The sequence below is a fragment of the Winogradskyella sp. 266wxhm genome (genome assembly GCF_058964685.1).
Window position 1 is genome coordinate 2,660,586 of record NZ_CM179559.1, and the last position, 18,629, is coordinate 2,679,214.

General features: G+C 31.6%; 14 protein-coding genes. 3 read left to right on the forward strand and 11 right to left on the reverse strand.

Going from position 1 to position 18,629, the window contains the following annotated elements:
* Nucleotides 1–31: 31 nt before the first annotated feature.
* From AC2H4K_RS11905 to AC2H4K_RS11930, 6 genes are all read right to left on the reverse strand, one after another.
* On the reverse strand, nucleotides 32–1,048 hold the full coding sequence (locus AC2H4K_RS11905) for a TQO small subunit DoxD (RefSeq protein WP_281141481.1): 1,017 nt from the start codon (nucleotides 1,046–1,048) through the stop codon (nucleotides 32–34).
* A 12-nt stretch (nucleotides 1,049–1,060) separates the two neighbouring features.
* On the reverse strand, nucleotides 1,061–1,474 hold the full coding sequence (locus AC2H4K_RS11910) for a DsrE family protein (protein WP_281141480.1): 414 nt from the start codon (nucleotides 1,472–1,474) through the stop codon (nucleotides 1,061–1,063).
* Nucleotides 1,475–1,627: 153 nt separating this feature from the next.
* Nucleotides 1,628–1,969 carry a hypothetical protein gene (locus tag AC2H4K_RS11915; RefSeq protein ID WP_281141479.1) on the reverse strand — a complete coding sequence of 114 codons (342 nt, stop codon included), beginning with the start codon at nucleotides 1,967–1,969 and terminating at the stop codon, nucleotides 1,628–1,630.
* 295 nt (nucleotides 1,970–2,264) lie between these two features.
* Nucleotides 2,265–3,182, reverse strand: a complete 918-nt coding sequence (locus AC2H4K_RS11920) for a hypothetical protein (RefSeq protein WP_281141478.1) — start codon at nucleotides 3,180–3,182, stop codon at nucleotides 2,265–2,267.
* The gene (locus AC2H4K_RS11925; RefSeq protein ID WP_281141477.1) at nucleotides 3,175–3,924 is read right to left on the reverse strand and encodes a PoNe immunity protein domain-containing protein; all 750 of its coding nucleotides are present in this window, start codon (nucleotides 3,922–3,924) and stop codon (nucleotides 3,175–3,177) included. The genes AC2H4K_RS11920 and AC2H4K_RS11925 overlap by 8 nt, the downstream gene beginning before the upstream one ends.
* A gap of 87 nt (nucleotides 3,925–4,011) precedes the next feature.
* Nucleotides 4,012–5,769: a M14 family metallopeptidase gene (locus AC2H4K_RS11930; RefSeq protein WP_281141476.1), complete on the reverse strand. Its 1,758-nt coding sequence runs from the start codon at nucleotides 5,767–5,769 to the stop codon at nucleotides 4,012–4,014.
* Nucleotides 5,770–5,878: 109 nt separating this feature from the next.
* On the opposite strand from AC2H4K_RS11930, the gene ctlX reads away from it, so the two are divergent.
* On the forward strand, nucleotides 5,879–6,811 hold the full coding sequence (ctlX, locus tag AC2H4K_RS11935) for a citrulline utilization hydrolase CtlX (protein WP_281141475.1): 933 nt from the start codon (nucleotides 5,879–5,881) through the stop codon (nucleotides 6,809–6,811).
* Here the strand turns inward: ctlX and AC2H4K_RS11940 are convergent.
* Nucleotides 6,808–8,859 (reverse strand): ATP-binding protein, encoded by a 2,052-nt coding sequence (locus tag AC2H4K_RS11940; protein ID WP_281141474.1) that lies wholly within the window; start codon nucleotides 8,857–8,859, stop codon nucleotides 6,808–6,810. The two genes, ctlX and AC2H4K_RS11940, sit on opposite strands and share 4 nt — an antisense overlap.
* Nucleotides 8,860–9,358: 499 nt before the next feature.
* On the opposite strand from AC2H4K_RS11940, the gene argS reads away from it, so the two are divergent.
* Complete coding sequence (argS, locus tag AC2H4K_RS11945) at nucleotides 9,359–11,476, forward strand: arginine--tRNA ligase (protein ID WP_281141473.1); 2,118 nt, start codon at nucleotides 9,359–9,361, stop codon at nucleotides 11,474–11,476.
* Nucleotide 11,477: 1 nt separating this feature from the next.
* On the opposite strand, the gene AC2H4K_RS11950 is transcribed toward argS, so the two are convergent.
* From AC2H4K_RS11950 to AC2H4K_RS11965, 4 genes are read right to left on the reverse strand one after another with little or no spacing between them, the layout of a single operon-like run.
* On the reverse strand, nucleotides 11,478–12,737 hold the full coding sequence (locus AC2H4K_RS11950; protein WP_281141472.1) for an acyloxyacyl hydrolase: 1,260 nt from the start codon (nucleotides 12,735–12,737) through the stop codon (nucleotides 11,478–11,480).
* A gap of 31 nt (nucleotides 12,738–12,768) precedes the next feature.
* Nucleotides 12,769–15,084 carry a TonB-dependent receptor plug domain-containing protein gene (locus tag AC2H4K_RS11955; RefSeq protein ID WP_281141471.1) on the reverse strand — a complete coding sequence of 772 codons (2,316 nt, stop codon included), beginning with the start codon at nucleotides 15,082–15,084 and terminating at the stop codon, nucleotides 12,769–12,771.
* Nucleotides 15,077–15,973, reverse strand: a complete 897-nt coding sequence (locus AC2H4K_RS11960) for a FecR family protein (RefSeq protein WP_281141470.1) — start codon at nucleotides 15,971–15,973, stop codon at nucleotides 15,077–15,079. The genes AC2H4K_RS11955 and AC2H4K_RS11960 overlap by 8 nt, the downstream gene beginning before the upstream one ends.
* A gap of 40 nt (nucleotides 15,974–16,013) precedes the next feature.
* Complete coding sequence (locus AC2H4K_RS11965; protein WP_281141469.1) at nucleotides 16,014–16,529, reverse strand: RNA polymerase sigma factor; 516 nt, start codon at nucleotides 16,527–16,529, stop codon at nucleotides 16,014–16,016.
* 103 nt (nucleotides 16,530–16,632) lie between these two features.
* On the opposite strand from AC2H4K_RS11965, the gene AC2H4K_RS11970 reads away from it, so the two are divergent.
* Entirely contained in the window at nucleotides 16,633–18,615 is a 1,983-nt protein-coding gene (locus AC2H4K_RS11970; protein WP_281141468.1) for an FIDD domain-containing protein, read from the forward strand.
* Nucleotides 18,616–18,629 lie beyond the last annotated feature (14 nt).

The window sequence follows — 18,629 nt, forward strand, 5'->3', positions numbered from 1 at the left end:
AAAAGGATATTAACTTTTAGGGCTTTTTTGTTCAATTATTAACTTGATGTTCCCAACTTGCGCCACTGACATCAGTGATTTTTAGGGTATGGATGTTATTATCCAGATTTTTAATTTTGGAATCCTGGATAGAAAGTTTAGCCTTTGCTCCAAGAGGAATTATTAAACTATGTTTTCCAGGTTTAACTTTGGTAACATAATAGTTATCAATTGTCAATGTGTTGGATATAGCAAAATCATTATGAGATAGTTCTAAAACGGTTTCATTATTTGAATTTTTAAGTTCAATACTAATTATCCAAGCACCATAAACATCAACACCTTCAGTTCTGTAAACTTCAAAGGATAAATTGTCATTCTCAATTTTTCCGTTAGAAATTTCAACATGAGGTTTTACCGATTTATTATGAAGTGTTCCCCAAAGCCCACCATGAAAAACTTGATTGGTGTATAATGAAATTCCTAAAATTAGAAAGGAACCAACAATCACGATTTTAGAAAAAAGTTGATCTTTTATAGGTAAAATACCTGAAGCTAACCATTGAAACGATTTTTTCTGGGTGATTTTAAAATCCTTTTTAATCAGATAATTATCAATCGAAAGTTTTCCGCCTCCAGAAAGGAAGAGCAGAAATCCTGTAGCAATGCCTAAGATACCGATTTGCCATTCGTCTAGGCAAGTTGTGCCAATCCAACCAGAACCTAATAAAATTCCCAAAGCCAGCATGAATACTCCAATACTCATCAGTCTGGTGAAAAACCCAAACATTATTAATAGACCGACAATACCTTCTATAATAGTGAAAATTACCATATGCCACCACAAGGCTTCAGGATGGGTGACCAAATATTCTATCATGGGTTTTATACCAAGGGCATGAGGCAAAAAATGATTAAATTTTTCACCAATATAACCTGCGGTATCAGGATCTAATTTATCTGCTAAAAACAGTCGCCTCCAAAAGGCTGAAAAGTAAGTCCAGCCAACCACTAATCTTAATGCTAAGGCTAAAAAACCAGCATCATTTTTTATACTTGTAGTTTTCATAAAAGACTGAATTTAAATAGTAAGTGTTATAAATCCTTGCTTTGCTAATTGAAAACCATAGAGTATACCATTTTCGGTCAATTCCATGGTGTTCGGAATTTTATTGGGATCGATATTGAACTTTTTTAAGGAAATTCCACATACAAAAACTCTTATATTTTGAGCTTTTGTTTTTTGTAAAAGGTGTTTTAAGTCTTCATTATTCGGAATGTTTTGTACTGTTTTTCCACAAATAATGACAAAGAATTCTCCGAAGTTTGCGCCATCTTCATCTGCTAAAGCTGTTGCGGTTAGTAGTACTGGATTTAATTGCTTTATATTTTTTGAAAGCACTACATAATTGTGCTTTTCTGAGCTGAACTCTTGTGCTTCAACTGTTCCTAAAACCATCAGGAACAATGAAGTTATTAAAAATAGTTTTTTCATTTTTTTTAAGGTTTAATGCGTGCTGAAAAACAGGGAGTATAAAGTGTAACTAAGGTGTATTATAGAATAGCTTTATTCCTTTTTTTCAGAATTGTAATTGATAAAATAGCAGTTGTGACTGCTTCCGTTTTATAAAATTTTAAGGGAAATCAATTACGAATAAACCTTTAGGTTTTGGTATAAAATATAGAGTGGAACCTCAGACTCAGTTTGAGTTTTGGCCGTGTAAGTTTTAAAACTATGTTTTTCAGAATTATCGAAAAACAGAAAACTATAAAACTCTAAAGTAGATAGTTTATAAAGTTTTATAGTCGGTTTAGAAGTGGACTGAACAACTTGCGAAAGTTCAACATCCTGACAATTGGATTGAGAAACCGTTGTTTGGCTTTTGTTAGAAACTTCAGTTTTAGGAATGCCAATTTCAGCCTGAATAAAATTTCTGACTTTACAAGGGGAAACTAATAATAGAACGGCTAATCCTATTATTGAAAACATTCGATTTGTACTGACTTTTGCTTTCACGATACTAAAATAGAGCTTAGTTGATGAAATTTTGTTGCAGGAATGTTAAAAAAGAAACTAAGTACCAATAGCAACAGTTATGTTTTTATTAGGAATTCTCCTATTTAAGAATATCAACATCTGCTATTAATATTGCTATATTTCTGTTAACTTAATTGTCTGGATATATTTTAGCTCTTATTAAAATAATTATGGTGTTCTTTTTTTTGAGACTAAAAAAAAGCTATTGAAACAAGTTGGATTACGAAACTTTTATTTTTATTATTAGCTATTTACAGAAACTGATATTCAATTTATTATGTAACCATTTTATCTGACGCGACATTTCAACAATAGTAGCATATTTTCTCTTGAAGGAATTATCATTTTTTTCTATTTCTTTTATAATTGAAAGATATTTTAGATAAGTGCCATAATCTAAAGTGTCATCTGTGTAACATATTATGACCTTATTTGACTCTAGTATTTTTTTTAAATTTATCAAGTTAAGGTCCATCACATTTTCCCCTCCTAATTTAAATCCTTTATTCGTTAAAGTTATACATCTATAAGTTGTTTTCTCTAAAACCTCATTAATGACCTTAGGACGAATAGAATATAAAACGTCTTCTATTAGATATGGTAATTTTTTATATTTCCATTCATTTGGAACATCAGGGAACATTTTACTCTCGTTAACACGTCTTTCATTTTCGATTTTTTCAATACTATCTTTTCTAATTAGTTGTTTTCTTGTTAATAACTTTTCTTTTGGTTTTAGATTAAAAAATGAAGGGTGTAATTTATGGTCTAGACCACGTTGATTGAACTTTTTATCAAAATTAGTACGGTATATAATATGTTTCATATCTTCTACACCAGCAATTTCCGTTTTTACTGAATCAACAATTTTATAGGGTGTTTTGGCATCAGCAAAAATCTGTACAAATCTATTAGAATAAACGGTTAAATCTGTAAAAGGTGCACTTTGATAAGGTGTGACATACAACTTGTATTTTAACTCGGAGTATTGTATAGTGTCTTTTTCAAAAATAAGTATACCGTCTTTAGTTATATATATTGATTGTGTTGAGCCATAATTTAATTTATGGTCATTTTCTATATTAGGCAGATCTATATTTAGATTTTGACTATTAATAAAGTTAAAGATGAAGAAAAATGATAATGTAATTTTTACTCTAGTCATTTATAATTAAATTTTTAGGGTAGTACATGTTGTCTCTAAAACAACTATCGTCTATACCTTTAATTTTCACTATAGCTGCAACTTCAAAAGCCCAATAACCAAAGAAATCTAATCTTTCTTCTGGTAATAAATGAGAATTATAAAAACCAGCATTTTTATAACTTTTATACCATTCTTTTTCTAAATAAACTTTTACCATTTTAGAGCAAACGTTATCATCTTTCTCAAAAATGATATCCATTATTTTTGTTTTGGGTTTTTCTGGATAAATGTTTTCTGATATTATTCTGTCAGGGAATTTATAAGACAACAAGTAGTCATATAATCCATCTTTAACTTTGTCATTGTCTATTATATCTCTCAGTGTTTCAAAATAAACTTCATCAACATCAAACAAAACTAAGAAAGACAATAACTTTCTCATAAAAAAATTATACTCCAACCAATACATGGCATAATATATAGGTTTTCTTCCTTTACTAACCTTAACTAGTTCTGGTTGCCAATGATCTTTTATTAAATTAATAATTTTAGGTAAGTCTTTTAAAAGTTCACTTTTTTCTTCGTCTAATGAATATTTAATATGAATAACGTTAGTTAAGTTTATTGCAAGAGCAACTTTAAATTTATCATAGAGACTAACATCAAAACTCTTAAATTTTTCTGGAAATGATGATATTACTTTTAGTCTCTGTTTTAACACAAGTTTATAATATTGTTCTGTTTTTTTATTACAAATCATATTTTATTGTGAATTAAAAATATCTCAAATTCCATTTAGAATAAATTAATAAATCTCTCTTCTTCGTTAATATTCAAAATTGCCATACTATTCTAATCTATAAACAGGATACTGCAAATGCACTTTTTCATAATTAGCACTTTGCTTATGTAACCAATCTAATTGTGCATACCAATTATTAGCAAATTTTTCATCATAACTAACTTTAACATCAAATTCCATTTTTAGTTTTTGATTAGATGCAAGAAGTTCTTCAGCTTTATCTTCCCAAACATAAGGAGAGAAATGTTCCTTTTGTTGTAGAATGGTATCGAAGAAATTCCAGTTAAAAAAGGAATCAGGAGCGGTAGGTTCTAAAGTTTCTAATAAATAGCGTAAGCCTTTTTGATTGGTTGAAACCATATAATCACCTTCTTTAAAATGTACTTTTTCATGAGATGATGTCACTTTGGTATCGTAATGCTGATAGTGACCTTCGTATGGTGAATTTCGAGTTTCGTAAGTAGAAATTTTATAAGACTCTACGGTTAAAGTAGTGTCTTTTTTTAATTGCTTCATTTCAATAGCATTCAATTTCAATAAATCAATAACGTTGTGCCAACCTTGTGGTATAATGTAAGCTTTAGGAATGGTAACTTCTGAAGTTGATTTAAAATAATTCTGGTAAACTACTTCTTTAGTAAAAGGTTTAGTTCTGTCATATTTTAGTCGTTGTGCTCCTGTAATATTACTTGGCAACATTTCTCCTTCATAACCTTTAAAGGTCAGGGTTGAGGTTTTCGTCGTATCAACTTCCCAAGTCAAAGCATATGTTTTTCCTACTTCCCAATTTTTGGACTGTTTTTTTCGTAATGCTGTAATTTTATCACCTTGTTCTTCGGTGATTTCTATCATGCTTTTCATTAACTCATAAGTGCCTTCAACACGTTGTTTGTAAGGTTTTAGCATGTGCGTTTCTACCATCATTCCGAGTGTATTAAACAATGTTGTGTAACCCGTTGAATATCTTGGTGAATCCATAAATTGCGAAAATCCAGTTTCCGGCACACGATTAAAAACATTAACGTAGGGTGTAATATCCCAAGATTTTGAAGCTAGTTTTTCCTCAAGTTTAGGCATAATTTCGGTATGAAGATAGTCGCCCAATTCACCTCCTAGTTTATTATGTTGTGTAAATAAGTGTGTTAGTGTGTATTGATAATCGGCACCATTACTTACATGATTGTCAATAAATACATCAGGTTGTACTAAGTGAAATATTTCGGCAAAAGTTCTTGCATTTTTAGTGTCAGCTTTAATGAAATCTCTGTTCAAGTCATAATTGCGTGCATTTCCTCTAAAGCCATAAGCTTCAGGTCCGTTTTGATTAGTTCTAGAAGTAGAATTTCTATTAAGACTTCCTCCAACATTATATACAGGAATGGTAACCAAAACCGTTTTTTTAGGCGCTTCAATTTTCCCTTGAACAATATCTCTGTATAACATCATAGTGGCATCAATTCCATCAGGTTCTCCAGGGTGTATGCCGTTATTTATCAATAAAATTCGTTGGGTTTGTCTGATGCTTTCAAAATCATCACCAGAGCCGCTTGTGTTTAAGGTTACAATATGCAGTGGTTTGCCAGAATCAGTTTCACCTATAGCTTTAATTGAAATTTCTGGGTAAGCTTCAGCTAAGTTTGAATAATACGCAATTGTTTCTTCGTAAGTAGCAGTTTTTGAGCCTTCACTTTTTTCAAAAACCGTAGTAAAATCATAATCAGATTCTTGATTTTCAGTTTGAGTTTCTTTGGTTTTTTCGTTGCAGGATAAAACAATAAAAAATAACAATAGAAGTTTTTTCATGGTAGATGTGATTATACTTCAAACTTAACGATTTTAACTAAATAATGATGTTTAGATTAATTTCAAAAGCTTAAAAAAATAGTAATTTTGCAGTCCTAAAACTAAGTATATGCAACAAACAACTAATACTATTTTAATGATTCGTCCCGTAAATTTTAGGATGAACGAGCAAACGGCTGTCAATAATTATTTTCAGGAAGATTTAAAATTAAAGAATGCTGAAATTAATGCAAAAGCACAAGAAGAGTTTGACGCTTTTGTTGAAAAATTACAAGCTGTAGGTATTAATGTTGTTGTAGAAAATGATGATAAATCGCTAGATACTCCAGATTCTATTTTTCCTAATAACTGGGTAAGTTTTCATGCCAATGGTGATGTGGCGCTCTATCCTATGTTTGCTGAAAATAGACGTAGAGAACGTAGAGAAGAGGTATTAATGAGGCTAGAGGAAGAAGGTTTTAAGATCGAAAACATTATTGATTATACTTCTGCTGAAGATGAAGGTTTTTTTCTAGAGGGAACAGGAAGCATTGTGCTTGATAGAGCCAATAGAAAAGCGTATTGTGCTTTATCTCCAAGAGCAGATGAGGATTTATTTATTGAATTTTGTGAAGATTTTGAATATTCTCCTGTGATTTTTACCGCTTACCAAACAGTAGAAGGGAAGCGATTACCTATTTACCATACCAATGTTATGATGTGCATTGCTGAAAGTTTCGCGGTGATTTGCCTAGATGCTATTGATGATAAGAAAGAACGTAAGAACGTAGTAAAGCATCTTAAACAAGATGGCAAAGAAATTATCTCTATCACAGAAGCGCAGATGCATCAATTTGCAGGAAATATGTTGCAGCTTAGAGGAAAAGATAAGCGTTATTTGATTATGAGCGCATCTGCTCATAGCAGTTTAACAATAGCTCAAACCAATGCCATTGAAAAACATTGTGAGATTTTATCAAGTTGTTTAGAAACTATCGAAACTTGTGGTGGAGGTAGTGCTCGTTGTATGATGGCAGAGGTGTTTTTGCCAAAAGAAAATTAAACCTGAGGCGAAGCTTTTGGCAGCTCAATAAAGAATTTACTACCAACATTCACGGTACTTTCAACCCAAATTCTACCATTGTTAAGTTCAACTAAATCTTTAGCAATGGTGAGTCCAAGACCTGTGCCTTTTTCGTTTTTTGTACCGATGGTGGTGAAGTTTTTATTAGCATTAAATAGCTTGTCAATATTTTCTTTAGATATACCAACACCAGTATCTTCAACACAGATTAATGCTTTGCCATTTACGTCTTGGTTAGACACTGTGATGACGTCGCCAGTTCTACTGAATTTTACCGCATTAGTAATTAAATTCTGAATCACAATTTCTAACATACTCTTGTCAGCGTAAGCAAAATCACGCTGAGATTCATCAATTAATACAATGCGTTTGTCTTCCACTTTTTGCTCAACTAAAGCAATCTTATTATGGAAAACTTCCTGAATATTAAACAGCTCAGGTTTTGGTTCTAAATTCTGCATTTGAGATTTAGACCAGTTTAATAAGTTGAATAACAATGCAGAAGCGTTATTGGCGTTTTCACTTAATTCAGGTACTAAATCATAAAATTCATCCCTAGAGATACTATCTTCTTTAAGTAAATCTAAAAATGCTTTTATTGACGAAATTGAATCTTTTAAGTCGTGAGAGACAATTGAGAAAAGCTTATCTTTTACTTGATTAACCTCTTCTAGGTTTTCAATTTGTTCAGCAATACCTTCGTTTTTCTTACGTTCGTCAGCAAGTATTTTTTTCTGTTTTACAAGTTGACTTTTGTATTGCTTCGTTTTCGAAAAATTGAAGATGGTTAATCCTAGCAAAATAGCAATCAAACCTAAGGCTACATATAAAAAAATCGGATTAACCAACTTTGAAGTTTGGCTATCCTGATCTAACTTTTCATTTTCAGATTTAATATCTTCCTTTATAATATTATCAATAGGAAGTGTTTCAATTTCTGTTGGGAATTTAGGTTCTTTCTCTTTTGCTAAAGAATCCTTTAAGTCATAAAATTTATTCTGCCAGTAAAATGCATTTTGATAATAACCACGTGTAGAATCTAATACAATATGAAGTCTGTAGTTTTCTAAAAGCTCAGCTTTATTGTCTATTTTTTGAGCGATTTTATAAGCTTCACCGAGTTGGTTTTCGGCTAATTTTATCTTTTTTCTCTGAAGGTTTAATTGCCCAATAGCGTTCAAAGATCTTAAAAGTCCTTCTTTATTATCTTGTTTTCTGTTGAACTTTAAGCCTTCAACTAAATATTCAGAAGCTTTATCAAACTCATTAAAACGCAAATATTCACTACCTAATTTTGGTAATATCTCACCTCTTAAGGCTTTGTCTTTTTCAGGATCTAGGATTTGAAGTACTTTTTCGTAATACTCAATAGCTTTTCTGTGTTCTTTTGAAATTGAATAAAGTTCTGCGATGTTTTTAGTAGAAGCTATAATGCCATCACTGTCATTAATAATACGCCTTATTTCAAGGGCTTTAAAATTGTAATCTAAAGCCTTATCGGTTTGGTGTGTTTTGTAGTAAGCTTCAGCAAGATTATTATAAGCCGTACTTAACTCTTCTTTTAAGTTTTGTTCTTCAAAAATCTCTATAGCAGATAAAGAGTTTTGAAGTCCAATACCATAATTACCTCTTTTTATTTCTAACAAACCTATACTATTACTCACTTTAGCTACTCCAAGAGTATCTTTTATCTGGGCATAGTATTTTTTAGATTTATTATAATTGTCAATGGCATTATAGTAATCATTGCGTTTTGCGAAAATTAAGGCTCTGTAATAACTGCTTTCTGCAAGACCTTTAGTATAGTTAATGTCTTCAGACAATTTTGAGGTTTGGTTAACGTATAATAAAGCTTTGTCGTAGTTCCCTATTTTTAAAAGTTCATCAATAAGTAATACAGATATATCCACCTTAGTTGAGTCCTGTTCTTGGTACGCCAACTGAACGGTAAGATTATCTATCTTTTCGTTTTGGGAAAAAACAAAAAGGGATAGAAAACAAGCAATTATTATAGCAAACCGCTTCATCTTCGTATAGCAATGTATCGAATTGAAATGTTTTGGTGTAAAAAACTTTTAAAGAGGGATTTAAAAAGTAAGTCAACACTAAACAATAACAACAGGGTTAATGTTTGATATTTAGGCCTCATTAATGTTTGGGACATTGAGTTAATAGCAATCCAAAAGTGCTATTATGTCGACAAATATGCTAATAATTAGGTTTTAATACCGATAAATTAGATGAAGTGACAGCTGAAATGTATGAGTAAAACCAATGTATCGACAAACGGCAGAAATCTTGGAAAAAATACATGTTTGTCGATGAAATGCACGTCTTATTTAAGGTGTTGTTTTTTAGTTGTTTACATAAATTGTTTTAAGTTGAATAAAGCCTTTTGTTATTGAAATCGATTTGACTTTTTAGAGGGAATGACAGTAATTATTTATAAGCTTTAGATAAGCATAAGAAAACATAATAAAACTTCTATCTTTGCAGACGTTTTAATAATACCAAGTACTAGCAATAATGAATCTTCAAGAGACTTTAGAATTACATGTTAAAGCCGCAGTAAAAGCGTTATTTCAAGCCGAATTAGAATCTGTAGAATTTCAAGCTACTCGTAAGGAGTTTGCAGGAGATGTTACAGTTGTTGTGTTTCCGATGCTACGTGTGGTAAAAGGAAACCCAGTTGTAATTGGTGAGCAAATTGGTCAATATCTGCAAGATAATGTGGATTTGGTAAAAGGTTTCAATGTGGTTAAAGGCTTCTTGAATATTGAAATTAGTGATACTTATTACCTAAGTTTCTTCGAATCTATAAAGCAAAATGAAAATTATGGTTTTGTCACCGATAAGGACGATAAAGCCATTATGGTAGAATATTCTTCTCCTAACACCAACAAGCCTTTGCATTTAGGACATGTTAGAAACGTGCTTTTAGGTTATAGTGTTTCTGAGATTTTAAAAGCCTCAGGAAAAAAGGTTTACAAAACCCAAATCATTAACGATAGAGGTATTCATATTTGTAAAAGTATGTTGGCTTGGCAACGTTTTGGAAATGGAGAAACTCCAGAGTCTACAGGCTTAAAAGGCGATAAACTTGTTGGTAATTATTATGTAGAGTTCGATAAGGCTTACAAAAGAGAATTAAATGAAATTTATAAATCTGCCTCTAATGAATATAAAAAGTTATTAGAAGATATTAATTCTAATAAAAGAGCGATACCTGTATTAAATAATGAAAAAGAACCAAATTTAGTTGTTATTCAAAATGCTTTTCAAGAGGCCTTAAATGAATATTTAAAAGATTCTTTTTCTGAAGAACAATTGTTCGCTATTCCTCTTCTTAAAAGTTCACTTATATCTGATTTCTCTTTAGATAAAAATGACGCTTTAGATGTTGAAATACTGACAAAAAAAGATAAATTTAGAAAAATTCAGACAAATTTTAATTTTTTATCAGATCAAATCTCGGATATAAAAGATTTAGAAGAAAAGAAAATAATTGCTTTATGTATAAAGCATTTTCAGTCAAGAGTACCTATTCTCAATGAAGCTCAAGAAATGCTCCGTCAATGGGAAGCTGGTGATGAAGAAATTGTTGCACTTTGGAAGACAATGAACGGTTGGGTATATGATGGTTTTGAGGAAACCTATAAAGCCATAGGAGTCGATTTTGATAAATACTATTACGAAAGTGATACTTATCTTTTAGGAAAGGAGTTTGTTGCGGAAGGTTTAAAAACAGGTGTATTCTTTAAAAAGGAAGATGGTTCGGTTTGGTGTGATTTAACCGAAGATGGGTTAGACGAAAAAATAGTATTGCGTAGTGATGGTACTGCGGTTTACATGACGCAAGATATAGGTACAGCGATTCAGCGTATTAAAGATTTTCCAGATGTAGGTGGTATGGTTTATACCGTAGGGAATGAGCAAGATTATCATTTTAAGGTGCTGTTCTTAATTCTAAAAAAACTTGGTTTTGATTGGGCAAAGAACTTATACCATTTAAGTTATGGTATGGTAGATTTACCAAGTGGAAAAATGAAAAGTAGAGAAGGAACCGTTGTAGATGCTGATGATCTCATTCAAGAAATGGCAGATACTGCGGAAGAAATATCCAAAGAGTTAGGAAAGCTAGATGAGTATAATGAAGAAGAGAAGAAAGCTCTATATAAAACCATTGGTTTAGGTGCTTTAAAATATTACATCCTAAAAGTAGACCCTAAAAAACGCATTTTATTCGATCCAAAAGAATCTATTGATTTTCAAGGTAACACAGGGCCTTTTATTCAATATACTTATGCAAGAATTCAGTCTATATTAAGAAAGTCAGAAGACGCAATAAATTCTACAGTAGTAAGTGAACTGTCTTTACATGAAAAGGAGAAGCAACTTTTAAAACAGTTAGAACAATTTCCTGAAGTCATTCAGAATGCAGCGGAGCAACATAGTCCTGCTTTGATAGCAAACTATACCTACGATTTGGTGAAGGATTTTAATTCGTTCTATCAAAATGTTTCAATTCTAGGAGCTGATAAAGAAGAGGAGAAAATTTTTAGAGTTCAATTATCTAAAACAGTTGGGCAAACTATTAAAAATGCATTTAACGTACTAGGTATTAATGTACCAGAGCGTATGTAAATTAACTTTTTTCTTTACTATTAAAGCGATAAACATAGCCTAAACTCAATTCAGTAAAATCCGCTTGGCCAAGATTGGCATTGATATGTGCGCCAATAAAAATGTTATGTTTAGGCGCAGTATTGGTTGACCATAGGTAGTATTTTAAGCCCATTCTAGCAGAAACGGTTCGTTTTATTTCGTAGTACCAATCGAGCTCACCTAAGACTTCGATGGTTTCGCCATTGGCATTTTCGTAATCATAGCCTTGATTAAGTCTCCAATCAATTTTATAGAAGGGTTTGTAGACATTTAAGCCTAATTCAAATTCAAAACCTATATGGCTCATTAATAGTTCTGCAGTAGCAAAAAGCCCAAAATTGGTAGCATAGCCATATGCATTGTCTCTAAAATGTGGATAATCTTCTTCAACCAAAACTTCATTATTATTGATGTAATCATAATAATGCTCGTAAAATCTATAGTAAAAACCACCGCCAAATTTAAAGGTATTGTTTATGATTTTTCCTGCTGAAGCAGCATAAGTAAAAACCTCTTTTTTAGTATTAAATTTTTCCGACAGTACATTTTGTCCGATGCCAATTCTTGTAGAAAAGTAGGATTGAGATTTTGAGCTGAACTTAGGTTTTTCGAAATCTAGGTGCTGTTTTTTTGTGTCAATCTTTGTAGAAATACTAGCTGCTAAAGAATTTAATCCTTGATTTGGTAAACTTGTATGACCATTGGAATGGTGCAAATAGCCTAAACCAAATCTCCAAGATAATGTTTCGGATTTAAAGACATTATAGTATAAAAAAGACCGAAATGACCAGTTAATTTTAGTGGTTATTGCCTTGTTGAAAGGGTTAGTTGTTGCGTCGTACTGTGTGTCCATATAAGAACCACCAATGCCTACTTGTAGATTTAAGCCTTCAACTGTTTTTTTTAAAATTGAAAATTCTATAAAAGGCATTAGGGTATAAGCGTGCCCAACCTTTTCACTATTACCAAAGTCTGTATAACCTAAGGTAATACCTGTTTTAGGATAATTTAACCTTGCAGCCCATTCTTTATTTTTGTCAAAATTGTATTTTCCTAAACTAAGAAAAAGGTCTTTTTGAAGTTTAGTTTCTGGAAAAAATGTATTGGCTTCTAAGGTTTTTCCGACTACGATTTCAGGAATGATAAATATAGAATTATCTTTGTTTTGTGCCGTTGAAATTTGATAAAAAAGACCAAAAAAAAAGGTTAGTAGTAGCTTACAGTGATTCTTTATTTGCATTTATAATGTTGATTGGTACTACAATAAACAATTAAAAATTGACTCTCAAACTTAAATTTGGTGTAAATTTTAAAGACCTATTATTAACCTCTACAATATTATCATCAGGATTTAAGATGTAGTAACGATTGATGATATTGGTTTGATTAAAAATATTCCATATTGAAGCACCAACTTGGGTTTTTATTCCTTTTGAAAGTTTAAAATCATAGATAGCAGAAATGTCAGTTCTAAAATAATCGTCTAACCTTGAACTGTTAGGTGAATTGTATTCTATGCTAGAATTAGCATCATTTTGTGTTTCTGATGGTAATGTAAATGGTCGTCCGGAATGCCAATTCAAACCTAAACCCACCTTAAAATTATCTATACTGTAAGTAACCGAGGCATTTGCGACATGTCTTAAATCTAATGAGTTTGGAAAAGTGAGGCCTTCATTTAAATTTTCGAATTTATAGTTGTTGTTACTATAGGTATAACTAAGCCATGTACTAAAGTTGTTGAATTGCTTATTAACTAAAAAATCGAAGCCTGTGATGGTGTACGAGCCAATATCATTTGTAAACTGAAATTGATTTTGAAATCCTTGACTTCGAGAAGAAATATCCGAAACGTTTTTATAATAACCTTCAGATGAAATTAAAAGACCATTAAAATTATAACTTAGACCAGCGGAAACTTGTTGACTTTTAGTTAAAGGAACGTTATCGTTATTAGCTAATTGCCATCGTCTTTTTTCTATTCCAAAAAAATCTTGTTGTAAATCGACTATTTGAGTTATGGATTGGCTTTTTAGTTCAGCTAAAATTTCGAGTCTGATATGGTCAGATATCTTCTGGTTAAATGCTAACCTTGGCTCCATTAAAAATTCTGAGAGTTTTTCAAAATAATTGATTCTGGCACCAAACCTCATATAGGTATTTCTAGATTCGGATTTCCATTGTAATTCGCCAAAAAGCGCATGGGTTCTTATGATTTCTTTTTTATAGCTTGTGAAAACAGGATTTGTAACATCCTCTAAATCCTCTACGCTAACTTCATTAAATTGGTAACCACTACTAAATTTTGTGAGTTTGTCTATGGTTTTTGAAACATCAAACCTTAAGCCTAAATCAGTGACTTCATTTTCTTGAATAAGTCTTTGGTTACTAGTAATGTCATTATTCTCTGCAGCCAAATCATAATTAGAGTAGTAGACTTGAACGGATGTGTTTGTTTCCTTGTTCCAATCTTTAGAATATTTGGCTGTAGCTCCATAACTAACTTGATTTAGAGCACTTCGAGTTTCTTGAAAATTATTATTTGATGTTGTAAATACCTGATTATAATCTAGATTATTATAAATGTTCAACAGGTTAACACTCAGATTTGAAGACTTATCAATAGCATATGAAAATTTAGCATTGAAATCATAAAATAGAAAACGTTCATCTAAAGATAATAATGTGTTTACATCATTAGAAGTGTTTAATTCTGAATCATTGAAAATACGATCAAAGTACGAGTCGTATGTCGTAGAAGCTATAAGGTCGGTAAAAGATCGCCTAGCCGAAAGCTGCAATTCAGTCTTTTTAGATAAAGGTATTTTTGCAAAACCATCAACGCTCAATAAATTTCCACCTAAGCCAGCACTTGATTTTTCGTTAATATCATCAGAGTTGTCAATGGCTATTGTGCTAGAAACACCATTGCCAAATTTGGCACTTGTACCATTTTTTGAAATGCTTATTTCTTCGGATAAATAAGGATTAAACGCAGATATTAATCCAAAAAAATGACCCGATTGATACATGCGCATGCCTTCATATAATATTAAGTTTTGATCATTTGTACCACCTCTGACGTTAAGGTTAGAAATACGTTCGTCTACACTAATAACACCTGGAAGTTTTTGTACTATCTGTAATACATCGGGTTCAATAAGACCTGGTAGAATATTAAAAGAAGTATTGTCTACTTCAATGGTTCCATTATTGGTTTTAGAAATCCCTTTAGTTAGGTAGTTATTAATGACAACTTCTTCTAAATGTTGAATTGTTTTATTTTGTTCAGATTGAAGCGTCGGTGTTATAGCTATAAAACGACTACTTAATATTTCAAAATTAAGGTTAGTATAAGTTTTGAGCTGTGCAAGAGCCTCCTCTAATGAAAGCTCAGGATTTAAAGGTTCTACTAAAATGTCTTCAATTGTTGAGGTCTCGTAAGAAAATTTAATACTGTATCGAGATTCTAATTGAGTAATGATTTGAGCGAGAGGTAGCTTATCCTTTTGATTCTGACCATAAGAAAGATTACAAAAGGCAATAATTAGGAAATAAAAAACTATAGCTTGTAATAGTTTATTCACGCTTTATTGTAATAGATTTACCCGACTTGCTATAGCTTAAATGTAATGGTATTGTTATAGATTTCAAGGCTAAATCTAAATTTTTATGCGTAAAGCTTCCTGCGAATAAGCGAGAAGTATCAATAGTAGAGGCATCAACTTTTAAATCATATTGGTTTTCAAGTTCTAAAAACACATATTTTAAAGGAACATTGGTGAAGTTAGTTTCACCACGCAACCAGCTAGGCTGCGTGGCAACTTCTTTTTCTTCTGCAAATTGTTTCCCATCTATGACTTTAAAAGTGTAACCTGGTTTTAATTTTTGAGATGTATTATCGTAGGTTACCTGTACTAAACCTTCGTAGCATGTTACTTCAAAATAAGATCCGCGTTGTTTTACATTAAACTGAGTTCCTAATACTGTAACGATACCATCTTCGGTAATAACATCAAATTTTTTGCCTTTGGCAACTTTAAAAAATGCTTCGCCATCTAATTTTACTTCTCTATTGGTTTTCCAATCACTTTTATTAAATGAAAGTGTAGAATTAGAATTTAAGTCTACGGTTGAAGCATCTGGTAACTCTACAACTGTTTGTTGCGCAATGGTGGTTTCAAAATTAGAATCTAATGTTGTTGAATAATAATAAACACTAAAACTGATAGCTAAAACGGCAGCAATTCTCATTAACGGTTTTATCCAATTTCTGCTATTCTTTTCTTTAGGTTTTAGATTAGATTTTAAATTGTTGAAAGTATTTTCCACAGAGAATTCAGGTGCTTTAAATGACTTTATAGCACTGCTCATTTTTGTTAATTGATCGTAATCCTCTAAACGCTCAAAAGCCTTTTGCTCTTCAGGGTTGAGGTTATGATCTAACCATTTTTTTATGAGTTCTTCTCTTTCCATTTCACTTATATAACAATTTAGGTTTCAAAACTCCTACCCTTTAAATTCCATCAATATCTTCACGTAGTTTTTTTAGGGCTCCATATATACGTTTTTCAACCGCTTTAGTAGAAATATTTAAGATTTCTGCTATTTCCTTGAAACGTTTTCCTTCAATCCTATTTAATAAAAAAGCAGTTCTTTGGGCTTCGGTAAGATTAGCAAGTGCCTTTTGTATTTTTTCGTGGTACTCTTTTTCTTGTAATACAAACTCGGGAGACTCATTAGTAAAGCTCTTATGTGGTTTAGAATTGTATTTTAAAACTACTTTTTGATGTGATACAGCATTGAGCATTAAATTATTCGCTGTAGTAAATAGATAGCTTTTTGCTTTAGCTGGAGCAACCTTACCGCAATTCTGCCATAATTTCACAAAAGCTTCTTGAACTTTGTCTTGTGGATTTAAATGGTCACCAAATTTGTAATATAAAAAGTCATGAAGGTTCTTAGAATGTTTTTTGTAAAAACGCTCAAAGAGAGATTCATCACAAATATTATCGTGTAGAGGTTGGCTCATAACCGGTTTTTGCGGGTCGCAAATTATAAATAATTTTTTTTAAAACCTTAAGGTAGGAGATTCAGATTGTTAGCTGTTTTATAATAAACTAAGCAAAAAGGCAATGAAAATAAAAATCAATCATATCTTCCTCTTATTCATGATGGCGCTTCTAGGGTTTTTTTCATGTCAAGAAGAAGAAACGAACATCGATAATCCTTCAGAGCAAGAAACCATTTTAGCTAATTCATCTCTTTCAAGTTTAATGACAATGACATCATCAAACGATGGATCAGCGGATGATATCTTAGATGGATCCAGTTGTTTTTCTGTAGAACTTCCTGTTACAATTGTAGTAGGTGATGCTACTTATGTTATAGAAACTTTAGAGGATTTGGAAGAATTAGAAACGCTTTATAATAACATCAGTAATAGCGATGTTATGGATTTTGTGTTTCCTATTACAATTATTTTTAGTGATTACTCGGAGGTTACAATTGAAAATGAAGACCAATTAACAAACTACATTACGAATTGTAATGCTGAGGAAAATGATATTATAGAATGTGTAGATTTTGTATACCCAATATCTTTTTCAGTCTTTGATTCTGCCTTTAGTTTAACGGAAACAGTAGTGATTAATAACGATGAAGAACTTTATGTTTTTCTTGAAGATTTAGAAGATGATGACAATGCTTTAATTGTAAGTCTTAACTTTCCTGTTTCTTTAGAATATGCTAATGGAGATGTTGTTGAGGTAAATTCAAACCAAGAGTTGGCAGAAGCTATTGAATTAGCAGATGATGATTGTAATGAGGAAGAAAACAATTGTACAGAAGTACAAATAAGTCCTATTCTACAAGAATGTCCTTGGAATTTTACAGATGGTAATAATGCATATGCTAATCTTCAAATGGTGTTTTATGAAAATGGAGAGTTACAAATTACCGAAGGAGATACAACATCATTTATTGGGGGTTTTTATAACTTATCGTCTACAGATAATGGTTTGATGCTCACAATTTCAGAATTAACGTCTTTTCAAGACGATTTAGGCGGTGAATGGCTAATTGTAGATTGTGGTGAAAGTAGTGATGACAATCCAGAACTTACAATAACACGAGGCGATACGACTTTACAGTTACAACAAGACTGTTATGAAGCGCCTAGCTGTAACCAGTCAGAAGTAAGTGATTATTTAATGTCTTGTTACATAGAGCCTACAATTAATGGTTATACGTCACCGATGACATATTTTCAATTTTCAGAAAACAATAGTCTCTTTACAATGTATCAAGGCGACATGCCGTATAGTGGTACTTGGGATATCAGTACAGATGATGACGGTGTGTTTATTGTCATCAATTTTGATCCATCATTAGGCGATTATAATGGTTTCTGGTACTTACAAGAATGCAATGAAGATGAATTGGTGTTTAATCAAGGTGATGATGTGTTAATTCTAACGTGTGGTGAAGAAAATCCTTTTGAGTGCTTTGGTAACTATGACCTAACAGTGTGTGACCAAGATGATGGCAATGTAGATGGTGTCGCACTATTTGATCTAAACCTAATTTTTGCTAATTGTACTAATGACGATGTTGAATATACATTTTACTTAACATTACAGGATGCAGAAACTGAAGTTGGTGCTTTACCAAATCCATTTACAAATTCTACAACACCTATTCAGACAATTTATTCAAGAGTATCTTTAGCTGGTGATCCAAGTGTTTTTGAGATACTATCCCATAATTTAATTGTAGAAGATTGTTCAAATACCTGTAGTGAAGAAGAGGTAGATACATTTTTAACCACCTGTATTTGGAATGCTGTAAACTATAATGGAAGTGACAACCTAATGACATGGAATTTCGATTTTGAAGCTAATAGTCAAAACGTTATAATTTATAATAACGATACTACAATAGATGCTACTTGGACAACTTCACAATCTGCAGATGGAGTTATTGTTGAGTTTTCAAATGTTACTGGAACAAACATACAGGTCGTAACTGGGCAATGGCTTGTGGTAGAATGTCAAGAAGATCATTTAGAATTACATAGCGGAGACAATATTCTTGTCTTAGAAAGAGGCTGTGATTAAATAAAACCGCTAGA

Coding starts and splice junctions, on each gene's coding strand:
- AC2H4K_RS11905 (WP_281141481.1), bottom strand. CDS start 1,048: ATGAAAACTACAAGTATAAAAAATGATGCTGGTTTTTTAGCCTTAGCA.
- AC2H4K_RS11910 (WP_281141480.1), bottom strand. CDS start 1,474: ATGAAAAAACTATTTTTAATAACTTCATTGTTCCTGATGGTTTTAGGA.
- AC2H4K_RS11915 (WP_281141479.1), bottom strand. CDS start 1,969: ATGTTTTCAATAATAGGATTAGCCGTTCTATTATTAGTTTCCCCTTGT.
- AC2H4K_RS11920 (WP_281141478.1), bottom strand. CDS start 3,182: ATGACTAGAGTAAAAATTACATTATCATTTTTCTTCATCTTTAACTTT.
- AC2H4K_RS11925 (WP_281141477.1), bottom strand. CDS start 3,924: ATGATTTGTAATAAAAAAACAGAACAATATTATAAACTTGTGTTAAAA.
- AC2H4K_RS11930 (WP_281141476.1), bottom strand. CDS start 5,769: ATGAAAAAACTTCTATTGTTATTTTTTATTGTTTTATCCTGCAACGAA.
- ctlX (WP_281141475.1), top strand. CDS start 5,879: ATGCAACAAACAACTAATACTATTTTAATGATTCGTCCCGTAAATTTT.
- AC2H4K_RS11940 (WP_281141474.1), bottom strand. CDS start 8,859: ATGAAGCGGTTTGCTATAATAATTGCTTGTTTTCTATCCCTTTTTGTT.
- argS (WP_281141473.1), top strand. CDS start 9,359: ATGAATCTTCAAGAGACTTTAGAATTACATGTTAAAGCCGCAGTAAAA.
- AC2H4K_RS11950 (WP_281141472.1), bottom strand. CDS start 12,737: ATGCAAATAAAGAATCACTGTAAGCTACTACTAACCTTTTTTTTTGGT.
- AC2H4K_RS11960 (WP_281141470.1), bottom strand. CDS start 15,973: ATGGAAAGAGAAGAACTCATAAAAAAATGGTTAGATCATAACCTCAAC.
- AC2H4K_RS11965 (WP_281141469.1), bottom strand. CDS start 16,529: ATGAGCCAACCTCTACACGATAATATTTGTGATGAATCTCTCTTTGAG.
- AC2H4K_RS11970 (WP_281141468.1), top strand. CDS start 16,633: ATGAAAATAAAAATCAATCATATCTTCCTCTTATTCATGATGGCGCTT.